The sequence below is a fragment of the Lysinibacillus sp. NPDC093197 genome (assembly GCF_044754025.1).
Classification (GTDB): domain Bacteria; phylum Bacillota; class Bacilli; order Bacillales_A; family Planococcaceae; genus Lysinibacillus.
This window is the reverse complement of sequence record NZ_JBIVOH010000008.1, coordinates 81,747-95,290: the sequence shown is the minus strand read 5'-3', so window position 1 is coordinate 95,290 and position 13,544 is coordinate 81,747. Positions and strand designations below refer to the sequence as shown.

At 38.0% G+C, this 13,544-nt stretch carries 12 protein-coding genes; 4 read left to right on the top strand and 8 right to left on the bottom strand.

All coding sequences use genetic code 11. From position 1 onward, the window contains the following. Positions 1–18 precede the first annotated feature (18 nt). The 6 genes from ACIP9G_RS18450 to ACIP9G_RS18425 form a co-directional block, all read right to left on the bottom strand. Entirely contained in the window at positions 19–1,053 is a 1,035-nt protein-coding gene (locus ACIP9G_RS18450) for a FecCD family ABC transporter permease (RefSeq protein WP_401021248.1), read from the bottom strand. Continuing rightward, a complete protein-coding gene (locus tag ACIP9G_RS18445; RefSeq protein ID WP_401021246.1) occupies positions 1,041–2,045 on the bottom strand; it encodes a FecCD family ABC transporter permease in 1,005 nt (334 codons plus the stop codon). Before ACIP9G_RS18445 ends, ACIP9G_RS18450 begins: the two co-directional genes overlap by 13 nt. A gap of 19 nt (positions 2,046–2,064) precedes the next feature. After that, on the bottom strand, positions 2,065–3,054 hold the full coding sequence (locus tag ACIP9G_RS18440) for an ABC transporter substrate-binding protein (protein WP_401021244.1): 990 nt from the start codon (positions 3,052–3,054) through the stop codon (positions 2,065–2,067). Positions 3,055–3,089: 35 nt separating this feature from the next. After that, positions 3,090–4,406 (bottom strand): NtaA/DmoA family FMN-dependent monooxygenase, encoded by a 1,317-nt coding sequence (locus ACIP9G_RS18435; protein ID WP_401021241.1) that lies wholly within the window; start codon positions 4,404–4,406, stop codon positions 3,090–3,092. Positions 4,407–4,713: 307 nt separating this feature from the next. Then, positions 4,714–5,544, bottom strand: a complete 831-nt coding sequence (locus tag ACIP9G_RS18430; RefSeq protein WP_401021239.1) for an AraC family transcriptional regulator — start codon at positions 5,542–5,544, stop codon at positions 4,714–4,716. Positions 5,545–6,358: 814 nt separating this feature from the next. After that, the gene (locus ACIP9G_RS18425; protein ID WP_401021237.1) at positions 6,359–7,006 is read right to left on the bottom strand and encodes a TetR/AcrR family transcriptional regulator; all 648 of its coding nucleotides are present in this window, start codon (positions 7,004–7,006) and stop codon (positions 6,359–6,361) included. Between the two features lie 132 nt (positions 7,007–7,138). Here ACIP9G_RS18425 and ACIP9G_RS18420 point away from each other — a divergent pair, with 132 nt between their 5' ends. From ACIP9G_RS18420 to ACIP9G_RS18405, 4 genes are all read left to right on the top strand, one after another. Next, on the top strand, positions 7,139–8,155 hold the full coding sequence (locus tag ACIP9G_RS18420; RefSeq protein ID WP_401021234.1) for an ABC transporter substrate-binding protein: 1,017 nt from the start codon (positions 7,139–7,141) through the stop codon (positions 8,153–8,155). Continuing rightward, positions 8,142–9,206, top strand: coding sequence for a FecCD family ABC transporter permease (locus ACIP9G_RS18415; protein WP_340826238.1), 1,065 nt, complete (start codon positions 8,142–8,144; stop codon positions 9,204–9,206). The genes ACIP9G_RS18420 and ACIP9G_RS18415 overlap by 14 nt, the downstream gene beginning before the upstream one ends. A 1-nt stretch (position 9,207) precedes the next feature. Then, positions 9,208–9,981, top strand: a complete 774-nt coding sequence (locus ACIP9G_RS18410; protein WP_340826239.1) for an ABC transporter ATP-binding protein — start codon at positions 9,208–9,210, stop codon at positions 9,979–9,981. Between the two features lie 64 nt (positions 9,982–10,045). Then, positions 10,046–11,470 (top strand): MFS transporter, encoded by a 1,425-nt coding sequence (locus tag ACIP9G_RS18405; protein WP_401021231.1) that lies wholly within the window; start codon positions 10,046–10,048, stop codon positions 11,468–11,470. Positions 11,471–11,722: 252 nt separating this feature from the next. Here ACIP9G_RS18405 and ACIP9G_RS18400 read toward each other — a convergent pair whose 3' ends face one another. Further along, positions 11,723–12,511, bottom strand: a complete 789-nt coding sequence (locus tag ACIP9G_RS18400; protein WP_401021228.1) for a 2-keto-4-pentenoate hydratase — start codon at positions 12,509–12,511, stop codon at positions 11,723–11,725. Between the two features lie 2 nt (positions 12,512–12,513). Continuing rightward, positions 12,514–13,542 carry a 4-hydroxy-2-oxovalerate aldolase gene (dmpG, locus tag ACIP9G_RS18395; protein ID WP_340826243.1) on the bottom strand — a complete coding sequence of 343 codons (1,029 nt, stop codon included), beginning with the start codon at positions 13,540–13,542 and terminating at the stop codon, positions 12,514–12,516. Positions 13,543–13,544: the final 2 nt, after the last annotated feature.

Genomic DNA, 13,544 nt, shown 5'->3' with positions numbered 1-13,544 from the left:
CTTCCTTCTCTCTTTATTCTATTTTCTTTTTTTAAACAGCAGATATACGAAATAAGGAACACCGATAATGGAAATGACAATTCCTACAGGCAGTTCAGCTGGAGCAAAGATCGTCTTTCCGATAAAATCCCCGACTAACACCATAAGCATGCCAATTGCTCCACAGACAGGTATTACATATTGATAATGAATACCGACTAGCCTTCTAGCCATATGAGGGGCAATTAAGCCAATAAATCCAACGTTTCCTGCTACAGATACACACGCGCTAACTAACCCGACGCAGCATAAAAGAAAAATCATTCTTTCTTGGTCTTTATTTAAACCTAATCCAATGGCTAATACTTCATCCAAATTTAATAGGTTAAGTTTGTTCGATTTCCACCAAATAATTGGAGTTAAAATGATTATCCATGGCAATACCGCTAATATATGTATCCAGGTCGTACTATAAAGGCTGCCTGATAACCAAACAGTCGCCATTTCAAAATCTTGTGGGTCCATCTTTAATGAAATATAAAGAGTAATGGCCCCAAAACCTGAACTAAAGGCAATCCCTACTAAGATTAATCTCTGTGGATCAAGTGCACCTTTGTATCGAGCAAAAAGCAACAATAATAACGCCGCCACCATGCCACCAAGCCAACCGAAAAGCGGCATCGTCATAATTGATAACCAATTAGCGCCTTTCACCGTTCCTTGAATGAAAAACATGTACAAAATGATCGCCATTCCAGCAGCTGAATGAATCCCAAGAATGCCCGGGTCTGCTAGTTGGTTTCTTGTAACTCCTTGAAGGACAGCACCAGCAATCCCTAACGCAAATCCGACCAGTGCTCCAATCACAATCCGCGGTAACCGAAATTCGAAAATCACTAGATCGTACTCGCTAACGGATTGAAAACGAAATAACGTCCTAAGAACATCTAACACAGACATATCAAACGTTCCATTCGTTACGGCAACATACATCACAACGATAGAAAGTGCTAAAGTCAATAAGAAAACAAACAAAAATTGAGCGTGCTGACTAAGCTTATTCAAATGTTCCATCCCCCTTTCTTCTTAATTAAATAAAGGAAGAAAGGGACACCAAATAACGCGGTTACTACACCAATCGGCGTCTCGTATGGATAATTCAAAAAGCGGCTGATGATATCAGACCATGCTAAAAATAAAGCCCCCACCACCGCTGCATAAGGAATAATTCTCCTGTAGTCTTGCCCAACCAGTATCCTCGTAATATGAGGGATGATTAAACCGATAAAAGGGATATTTCCAGCTATTGCGACCGATACTCCTGTTAAAATTACCACGCTTAACATCGTCAAAGCTTTAACCACTAAAAGATTGATACCCAACCCATGAGCGAGTTCATCCCCTAGTGAAATAGCAGTAATGGAACGAGCTACAGCAAAAGCAAGCAGTAATCCAACAATCGCAAATGGAATCGTCCATTTGATGAGCGTCGGATCCATTTGATGCAACCTTGCGTTATACCAAAAACTAATATTTTGCGAAACTTGAAAATACGTAGCTAACGCTTGAGAAATCCCATTGAGAAAAGTCCCAAGAATCGTCCCTAATATAGCCAAAGTTAGCGGTGTCATTCCGTTAGGTAACATTCTAGCTATTGAAAAAACTAGGGCGGCGCCTAGTGCTGAACCAATTAACGAGTATATAATAAGGGTCATAGAAGATGCACCTGGCAAGAAAATTATACATATTGTAATGACAAACACTGAGCCATCGGCCACGCCCATAATCGAAGGGGAGGCAAGATAATTTCTTGTCATCCCCTGCATTAAAGCCCCTGAAACCGCCATGAAGGCGCCAACCAATAGCGCTCCTATCACACGCGGAAGGCGCGATGTTTGGATGATTAAATGATCCATATTCTCTGAATCAAAATGAAAAAACGCCTGCCACATCATTTCAAAACTCATTGATTTCGAACCATAGAAAAGAGATAAAACTACTGTCACACTGAAAAGAATGCATAATACGACAATTTGAACAAATTTATGGCTTAATAACGAATTCATTCCTCCCTGCTCCATTCCATTACTTGTTCAAATGCTTTTGCACACTTTCTAAAAACTTGATTCGACTATAAACAGGGCCTCCTTCTAGAAGAGGATCAACCACATTGACATATACGTGATCGAGTTTAAATGCATTAATATTTTGGATAATTGGATTTTTCTTTAAGTCTTCGAATGCATTTTCTGCATCTTTGTTATCATTCGTAGAGAATTGCACAAACAAATAGTCTGGATTCATTTCCGCCAGTTGCTCGACAGAGATCGCATCTTGCAATTTTGCCATGCTAATCTGTTCTGGCATTTCTAAACCAATGTCATTGTATAGAAAAGGGTTAAAGTCTACATTTTTTGCAAAAATGTAAGCTTGCCCTCCGCGAATACGAACAGCAGCTACTTTTTTACCTTGAAGCTTTTCTTTTAACGATGCTTTTACTTCTTGTGTATCTATTTTATATTGAGATATAATTTTTTCTGCCTCTGCTTGCTTTCCAGTTAATTCAGCCATTAACTTCAAATTGTCTTCCCAGTTCGTAGAAACGTGCGACACCAAAATAGTGGGAGCAATTTTTTGCAATTTCTCCTCCACCTCTTTTGGAAACTTGGTTGAACCTAGAATAACGTCTGGCTTCAATTGCAATATCTTCTCCAAGTTAGGTTGTCTTTTTTCACCAATTGATTCCGCCTTGCTCGTTACTGAAGCAAACATTTCCGGAAACTTTCCGCCTACTGATATTGCCCCTACTGGATGAACGTCAAGCATTACCGCATCTTCCATCGCTTCCATAGCCCCAATTACAATTTTTTCTACTTTTTGTGGGATGATATACTTTTCGCCGAGATAATCAATCGTTCTTGTTTCGCTTGTTCCTGTATTGTCCACTTGATGTTGCGCTGATTCACCGTTGCTGTCGGAGTTTGTTGATTTGCTCTGTTTGTCTCCTCCTCCACATGCAGCCAAAATAATTACGAATGATGCTATCAAACAAACTATTATAAACTTTTTGTTCATTTTTCTCCTAAACCCCTTTCAAAAGTACCCCTATATTAATGATCAGTAATATTAATCCCTAAATGGTCCCGCAAAGTGACACCCGTATATTCACTTCTGAACAAGCCTCTTTCAACCAACTGCGGCATCAGCTTTTCAAAAAATAATTTCAAAGATTTTTCTGAACCACCCGGAATAGCTATAAATCCGTCAATAGCTCCAGCCTCAAATCGCTCAATTATATCTTTCAAAACGTCTTCAACCGTTCCAACGGAAACCCAGTGAGCAGACCCGACAACCTCCGGCCTTGCCAATACCTCTTCCACTGTAGGCTGATAATTTGTAATATACCGGCGCAACAGCTCAGCATGTGTTCGGCTGCGGACTGGCTGATTCGGATCGGGAAGCATTTCGGAAGTTACATGACTATCCAAAGCAAAGCTGCTCAAATCAAGACCCAGTACTGATTTAAGCGATGCATGTCTACGCTCAATAGTCAAATGTGCGTGTGCCGCCTTATGTAATTCATGGGCTTCCTCGCGAGTTTCGGCCAAGAAAAAATATAAACCTGGCAAAACTCTTATGGTGTCCGGATCGCGTCCATGCTCAATAGTTCTTCTTCTCAGATCATTTCGCAATTCTACTCCTGACTCAAGGTCTGGCATCGCAGCAAAAATAGCATCTGCTATTGAAGAGGCAAAATTTCGTCCTGTGTCCGACGCACCTGCTTGAAATAATGGAATTGGTCCCGATTTATGTGCAGGCAAAGTAAGTGGTCCCTTAACACTAAAAAACTCACCTGAATGATTAATTGGAGAAACTTTATCCTTATCGGAAAATATACCTGTCTCACGGTCAATAACAATGGCTTCTTTCGGAAAACTTTCCCAGAGTTTACGTACGACCTCAGTAAATTCAATTGCTTTCGCATATCTTTCTTTGGAAGAAGGCATAGGTGACTCACCAAAATTTTCGGCACCTTCAATAGAAGTGACAATATTCCAGCCAGCACGTCCATTGCTCAGCCAATGCAAAGTCTGAAGCTGTCTAGCAACAACATATGGTGGATTAAAAGTGGTAGAAATAGTCGTTACTAGACCGATCCGCTCAGTTTCACGAGCAATCGCTGCAAATATCATAGTGGGGTCAGGGCTACCAAAATTAGCAGAATCGCCAAGCATCTGTGGACTAACAAAAAGATAATCCGCCCTGAAAAGAAAATCGAGCTTTGTCTTCTCCGCCATCTTTGCCAAATCAATGTAAGGGTCAATTGAATCCATTTTTTCCACACCGCTGTCTGGGCGCCGCCAGTCGCCTCCTTTCACCCAAGTAGATAAGACTAATCCAATACATAATTGTCTATTTGTCGTCAATATTACCAACCCTTTCTATATAGTAAAAATAGTTTTGCACCCATGAAATACTCTGATCAGATGTTGTTTCTAGAAGGCTATTAATTAATAATGATTCTCATTATCAACCATAGTGTAGCAAGGTCTGCAACAAATGCAAATACACAAATCACCAATACGATATGTATTATTATCTAATCTAGTTTTGCTGAAAGATAATTTAGCCACTTGTAGGATAGGGCTCTGGAAGGAAATAATAAGACAAAGGGGAAAAAGCCTGCACTCTAGGTTCATCACCAGTTGCAGGCGTAAAACATAAATCAGTCACTCAATTTATACGATTATCTAATTTATGTGTGTATGCGGAAGGAGACACACCAAATTTCTTTTTAAACACTCTACTGAAATAAAGCGGATTGGCATATCCGACACTGATAGCAATATCGTTGATGGCGAAATTCCCCACTTTAAGTAAGTCACTTGCTCTTTCCATACGATAATTGATAAGATAGTCGATTGGACGAAGCCCAGTATATTTGTGAAAGAAATATGAGAAGCGCTTGGTATTCATTGCATGTAGCTCCGCCAATTCATCGAGTGTTAACGGGTTCATATAATGCCTGTGTATGTATGCAATAGCCTCCTCTATTACCTTTTCACTTGGAGAACTGCCAATCACTCGATGCTTGCAACCCACCAACACTTGATGCATGACACTTAAAAATAATTCTTTGACACGAAGCTTCCCAATACCACTAAGTGTATTGGCATTCTGGTGCAGCATAATAAGCAATTCTAGTACTCTCGGATTTGCTCCCGCCTCCAGTTTGAAATGGGAGTCGCATTCATGAACGCTATATATTTCGTCTAACTTGTCAAATCTATAAAACAGTAAATAGTACTCGTACTCTGATTGACCTATAACTTGCGCGTCCATTTGCATGCTTGGAGCCACGTGAATTACTGAGCCAGGATGTAATTCATAGACAGTTCCATTCACACGCATTCTAGCCTCCCCACGAATTACAAAAAGAAATCCATGGCGGACGGTTCTAAATTCACTTAATATACTTTTCGGCTGGATCACTAAACGGTGGACACCTTCTATATCATAAAAACCTCTAGCAAATATCTCGGCTAATTTATCTAAGTCTATCATGATAATACACCTGCTCCCTATCCAAACATTGTACATCTGGTCTACTTTCACTGACAATATTCCCACCAGCACGACCATTGCTCAGCCAATACAATGACTGAAGCTATTAAAGTAAAAATAGTTTTGCGCCCATGAAATACTCTAATCAGATGTTGCTACTAGAAGGATATTAATTAATAAAGATTCTCATTATAAACTATAGTTTAACAAGGTCTGGAAGAAATACAAATACACAAATCACAAATACTAATATGCATTATTGTCTAATCCAGGTTTGCTGAATGATGATTTAGTAGACATGTTGGATAGGATTCGGTCAAACCAGTAGGAAAGAAACATGCACTCTACGAGACTCATCACAAGCAATTGTAGGCGCAATAAATAAATCTGAAAATCTATATGTATTACTGGCGTTACATTAAAATAAATTAAATTTCGAAATTTCTATAAATATTAATCAATTTCATTGTGCATAAAAAAGCCCATTTCATTGGATGAAGTCAGATGTTAATACGTCCAAATCCACTAGTAAAGGAAGCAGTTCATGGACAAGATTACACTAGGCTCTCTGTCATGCTATTCCCCATGTAACTTAGGAACTTGCTGTAAATTGCTTGTTTTTAAAAGTTTAAAAGAACTATGGTTGGTTTTCAGTTCTTTGGCACTCAACCCTATTTTTCGAAAGGCTTTGTTCCTCCATTAGTCGTTTTTCTGCAAATACTTCGCTTGTAAAATTAATTTGACAGGTTGTCAGTCAATAATTATAATGAAAACATCTTAATTGATATTGATTATCAATCAAGATGTTTTTCACTCAGTAATTAAATTTAGTTTTCACAGTTTCTCTTAAAAGAGCTAAATCAAACTTTCCATTAGGAACGCCAAATAAATGTTCAAATGTGGATTGAATCGCTTCAATCCTTACGATACGTTCTTGTGAATTCCATTTGAATAGTGATGAATCAACCCAATGATGGATTGTTGAAAGGAAAAATTCTGCTACTAGTGTTGGATTATCAATATGAAAGATACCCTCTTCATTACCTTGAATATTTAGATCAGCTAAAATTGGTGTGAATTGGCAAATTGTTTGTACATGTAATATTTGACGAAGGATAGCATTACTATCGTGTTGTAAATACTTAAAAATTTCAACATGCCCTGTTGGATCATCAAGCTCGTATACAAAAATCCAAGCTATTTTTTCATAAGCAGAAAGTGTTTCGTCATAAATTACTTCGATAAAATGCTCTTTTATCACTTTTAGCTGTCTATCAATCAATGCATTTGCCAAGGCTTCTTTTGATTTGAAGTAGTAATACAGTGTGCCCTGTGCTACTCCCAACGTTTTAGTAATATCAGTCGTTGAAGTTTTTTCATAACCTTTTTGGCTAAAAAGAGATTCTGCGGTATCTAATATTTCATTTCGCCGTTCTGATGCATTCTTTGTTACTCTAACCATCGCTTGTACTACCCCCTTTTTTAATTTAAGCATTTGACTAATAACTAGTCAAATTAAGAAAAAGAAATGAATTTACTTTATATTTAATTATACTGAGTGATTGTCGGTCAAAAAAATATTAGGAGGATTCAAATGTTAAAAAAATCTCTATGTCTATTATTATTTTCATTCATTTTAGTTACTACAGGTTGCTCACAATCAGAGGGAAAATCATCTGAAGAAGTGACGAACATCAGCAATAGCGGAAAGTATCCAATGTCATTTGATGTTCATACATATGAAGGGAAAAAAGTCACTCAGACAATTAACCAAGCTCCTGAGAAAGTAATGATTATCGGATCATCAGTCGCAGAATTAATGGTTAAATTTGGACAACAAAATAAAGTCGTTGGATTTGCCTATAATGATCAAGCCCATTCAAATTTTACGGAAGAGATTGAGAAAATGCATTTAGTTAGTGAAATGTGGCCCTCAAAAGAATCCATTATAGCGCTACAACCTGACTTAATTTATTCTATTGCCTCTGCATTTCGAGAGGAACTAATTGGGAGCATCCCTTCTTGGAGCAATCGTGGGATTCCTGTTGTTTCTTCTACAAACTTTACAATTGGACGTAGTATCGACATTTATTTTGATGAAATCAAAACATTCGGGAAAGTATTCGATATCGAAAATCAAACTAATAAATACTTGAAAGAGCAACAAGCTCGTATTGATAAAATTACTGCAAAGGCTAAAAATATTAAAGATCACCCTAACGTTCTATTAGTTAGTGGAGCACGTGGAAAGTATTTCTATTACTCACCTAAATGGGCAATTATTGATGAAATGATTGAAGGTGCTGGAGCTGAATATATTGAGCTATCCAAAGAAGACTATATCGAACTTTCAACAGAGGCGATAATAGCAGCAAACCCAGATAAAATTATTATCACAGAATTTCAACAACCCGACCAAGAAAAAACGAAAAATAACTTGATCAATGATAAAAAACTTCAAAATATAAAAGCAATCCAAAATAAAGACGTTATGGTTGCTGAATATACTGGGGCTATCAATGGTGGTATTGAACTTGCTGACTTATATGAACAGGTCGCTAAATTCATTCATCCTGATGTTTTTGTTGGAGTAGTAAATGATGGTGAATAGTAAACGTCCTTTCTCCGTGCTTCTTTTATTATTGATAGGACTAGTTTTCGTCTCAATGATTGTTTCCGCTTCTATTGGACAAGTAAGCATTCCATTTCTCGATTCTTGTAAAATTCTTTTGTATCAGTTTACTGGGATCAATATTGGTCATGTTGATACAGTTATTTCTAAAATGACATTCGAAATCGTTTGGCAAATTCGCACTCCAAGAATTTTACTAGCATTAATAGTAGGTGCAGGTTTAGCTCTTTGTGGTAGTGTAATGCAAGCATCGATACAAAACCCACTTGCAGATCCTTATATTCTCGGCATCTCTTCAGGTGCTTCACTAGGTGCAACATTTTCGATTATTCTAGGTCATCGCTTTAGCGGTTTCTTTGGAGAATTCGACTTAATTGTATGGGCATTTTTAGGTGCTTTACTTGCAACATTTCTAGTATTACTGTTATCAAGTGTCGGAGAAAAAATGTCGGTCATTAAACTTATTCTAGCGGGTACCGTGGTCAATGCCTTATTCACAGCTCTATCAAATTTATTCATATATTTTGCCAAAGACGCTGAAGGCGTCCGTTCTGTTTCATTTTGGACGATGGGAAGTTTAGCCTCTGCTGATTGGAAGGACTTGCCGTTGATTGCTGCAATCGTTACGATTGTAGGCCTATTCTTTTTATCACAATGGCGTGTTATGAACGCAATGCTTATGGGAGACGATGCTGCAATGTCATTAGGCATTAACTTAAATATTTATAGAAGAGTCTATTTAGTCATTACTGCTATTTTGACAGGTGTTATTGTATCGATATGTGGAATTATTGGATTTGTCGGTCTCATTATTCCTCATATAGTGCGAATCTTTACAGGTTCTAATCATCGTTATTTAGTACCCACTGTCATATTAGTCGGCGCTATCTTCTTAACTTGGACAGACTTACTAGCAAGAACAATTATTCCAAATAGCGAATTACCGATTGGAATTGTGACATCATTATTAGGAGCTCCAGTTTTTATGCACATGTTAATAAAAAAAAAATATGGTTTTGGAGGTAATTAGTATGGAATTAACAGTACAAAATGTATCCTTCTCGGTATCTGATGTTGACATTATAAAAGATGTTTCGTTAAGGGTGCAAGAAGGGCAATTTGTCGGAATCATCGGACCAAATGGTTGTGGAAAATCGACATTGTTAAAAAACATTTATAAAGTAACAAAGCCGACAACAGGCATGATTTTCTTAGATGATTTAGATATAGTAAAAGCCTCCCCTAAAGCAATTGCAAGAAGACTGGGTGTTGTTGGTCAATTTAACAATGCAAATTTTGACTTTACTGTACGTGACATGGTGTTGATGGGAAGAACTCCACATAAAAAGATAATGGAATCTGACACAAACCAAGATTATGATCTTGTAGATAATGTGTTACGAAAGGTAAACTTGGAACATCATGCTTCAAAGCATTTCTCCTATCTTTCTGGTGGTGAAAAACAACGTGTTATTCTTGCACGTGCTTTAGCACAAGAGCCCCAGTTTTTAATTTTAGATGAGCCAACAAATCATTTGGACATTAAATATCAAATTCAAATCTTATCCCTTGTACAATCATTAAAAATTGGTACACTTGCTGCATTACATGATCTCTCTATAGCAGCCATGTATTGTGAGTACCTCTATGTACTAAAAAATGGGCGCATCTATACACACGGCAAGCCAGAAGAATTATTAACTCCTGAATTAGTAAAAAAAGTTTATGACGTTGACTGTCATATTAATCAAAATGAACATACTAAAAACTTAGTCATAGCGTATCATCCAACCCTAACTATTTAATAAAGCTTTAACTAATTGACTGACAACCACTCAATTTTAAACAACAATAAAAGGAGCCAAATCTATGAGTACTCTTCAATCCAATAACTCGAGCAAACATTATGCATATAGATGGCTGGCCTTAGCGATTATCCTACTTCCGACACTGCTAATCTCTTTAAATACTTATATGATTCAAATTGCCTTGCCGAACATTCAAAATGACTTACACGCAAGTTTTTCGCGAGCGCAATTAATATTTTCTGGATATTCGATTGGACTTGCAACAGCTCTAATAATTGGCGGTAAACTTGGAGATATCTACGGAAGAAAAAAATTATTATGGATTGGTGTATTCTTTTTTACTCTTACCTCCTTCGTCGGAGGAATGCTATCGGATCCATTACTTATAATTGGCGTCCGAATTGTGCAAGGTTTTGCAGCAGCTTTTATACAACCACAAATTTTATCGATTATTCAAGATATCTTCCCTTCGAAGGAGAAAAATTTAGCCTTTGGCTTGTATGGTGCTGTCATTGGGATTGCTTTTACCTTTGGCTTAATATTAGGGGGATTACTAGTCAGTTTGAATCTATTTAATGGAGGATGGCGAATTGTTTTTTTCTTCAATGTCCCATTTGGCATTCTTGTGCTATTACTACTTCCTATAATACCTGAATCCACAGTTGTGAAAAACAATAATATTGATTGGATGGGCGCCATTTTATTGATGTTTAGTATATTATTTTTCATCTATCCATTATCAGAAGGTCAAACATATGGGTGGCAGCCTTGGTTTTTCGGTTGCATTATTCTGTCATGTGTTATGCTTGCTTCGTTTATTTTTGTTGAAAAATCAAAACAAAAAAAGCATCAAACACCACTTGTAGATCTATCTTTGTTCAAGCACCGTTCTTTTGTCATTGGAATTGTTTCAGTACTGTCAATTTATTTGAGTATGTTCTCGTTCTTCTTTATCCTTAGCTATTTTATACAATTTGGCTTGCAGTATAATACGAAGGAGACAAGCTTGATCTTTTTACCAATTGGTATTGGATTTTTTTTCACATCGATTCTATCATCAAAAATAGTTCATTTATTCGGCTTAATTGTATTAAAAATTGGTGCATTGACAATGAGTATTTGTATTTTTATACTTATCGGCATTCTTGCTTTCGAGCCGTATAATTTATTTACAATTTATACTTTAGTGCTTTTATTCGTCTACGGCCTTGGTCTAGGGCTTGCCACAACACCTTTAGCGAATGCCATTCTGAGTAAAATACCTAAGAATCAGGTCGGTGTTGCCTCTGGGGTGTTTACAACAATCATGTATTTAGCCAATTCCTTAGCAGTTGCAGGTATTAGCATAGTATTCTCTACAGCTTTGAATACGACCTTAGACAAAGCCTCTTTTGTACATGCGTTTTCTACGAGCTTATTTGGAATCGGTCTGTTGTCTGTTATGTCCTTTGTAATTCTTTCTATTTATCATAAAAGCAAAAATTAAATATGATTGAAAACCTCTTGTAATTTTATATTTAAAATTAACTAATAAAAGTCCATTTTGAAAAAGATTGAACTGAACCCTATTATTTAGACAGTTTCATAAAAAGACCGTTTCCACATTAAACAGCGATTCTCCCTTTATAAACCGTTAAAAGAGCATCTGGAAATAAAACTTCATTTCCAGATGCTCTCATTTAAAGTAAAGGAGGTTGCAATCGACTTTTCACAATTGAGAAGAAAGAAGCACTGTCCTTTAATTACAAGATAATGTCACACTGCCAAGCACATCGAAATCTGCTACAACTGTATCCCCTGGCTGAAAAGAAATCGCCTCAGACATCGCACCACTTAAAATAATATCGCCTTTTTTAAAGCCTTTTCCTACCTTGGCTAATTCTTTCACTGCCCACACAATGGCAGTAGCAGGATGCCCTAATACAGCAGCGCTTGAGCCTGTTTGCTCCACAGTGCTGTTTTTACTTAGAACCATGCCAATTTGTCCCAAATCAAGCATGTGAGGAGAAACCCACTTACTACCCACTATAAATTTCGCCGAGGAACAATTATCTGCGATAACATCTGCTAATGTAAAGCGAAAATCTTTATAACGGCTATCTATTACTTCAAGGGCAGGTGCGACGTATTTCGTTGCCTTTACAACATCCGCCTCTGTAACCGCCTCCCCTGCCAAGTCCTCACCTAAAAAAAAGGCAATCTCAGGCTCAACTTTCGGGTGAATAAGCTGTGAAAATTCAATCGCTTCCCATTCTAGTGCGAGCATATCACTATGTAAATAGCCATAAATCGCTTCATTGACTCCCATCATCTGCTGCTTTGCTTTACTCGTTAAACCTAGCTTCACGCCTACTTGCTTCGTGCCATTCTCCTCTAGCTTGCGTGCTAGTAAAGCATCCTGTATACGATAAGCATCCTGTATCGTCAACTGTGGGTAGTCGTCTGTCAGCTTGATGACTTCCTTTACATCACGCTCTGCCTCATATAAATAATCAACCATTTTTTGCTGATTTATTTGTACCGTCATTTTCACACCTCAATTTCCCTTTTTTTTGCGAGCTCAGCAGCGACATCGATAATCATATCCTCCTGACCACCTACTACTTTTTGTTTACCTAATTCGATAAGTATATCGCGTGGATCAAGACCAAATTTCTTCCCCGCACGCTCTGCATGAAGCAGGAAGCTTGAGTACACCCCTGCATACCCTAACACTAAGCTCCCCTTTCGAATTTCCTGCGAGCCTGGCAAGAGAGGGCCTACAATATTTTCTGCGACATCCATCATTTTATATAAATCAATACCTATATCTATTCCCATGCGGTCTAGCACAGCTAATAGCACTTCTGTCTGAGTATTCCCTGCACCTGCTCCTAAACAGCGCACACTCCCGTCAATACGTGTCGCTCCTTCCTCTATAGCAACGACCGTGTTCGCCACTGCCATAGATAAATTGTTATGAGCGTGGAATCCTACTTCTATTTGCAACGATTGTCGTAAAGCGCGCACACGCTCACGCACCTCATGCGGCAGCAATGCGCCAGCAGAATCTGTTATATAGACCGCTTCAGCACCGTAGCTTTCCATTTTCTTCGCTTGCTCCACTAACTTTTCCACAGGTGCAGAATGAGCCATCATTAAAAAACCTACTGTCTCCATCCCTAGCTCGCGTGCCTTGCTCATATGTTGAGCTGACACATCCGCCTCTGTTACATGTGTAGCAACACGCACTAAGCGAGCACCTAAGTCATTTGCCTGCTTCAATTCGTGTACAGTACCAATCCCTGGTATTAACAGCACAGCAACTTTTGACTTAGTGCATGCAGCAACAGCTGCTTCAATGAGCTTCATCTCATTAACGAGTGATTTGCCATACTGAAAAGTGGAGCCCCCAAGGCCATCTCCGTGACTTACTTCTATATAATGCATGCCTGCATCATCTAACCCTCTCACAACATCTCGTACTTGCTGCTCTGTAAATTGATGTGCCACGACATGACTGCCATCTCGGAGGCACACTTCTGTTAATCGAATTGGTTTATTAACTTGCGAATTCATGT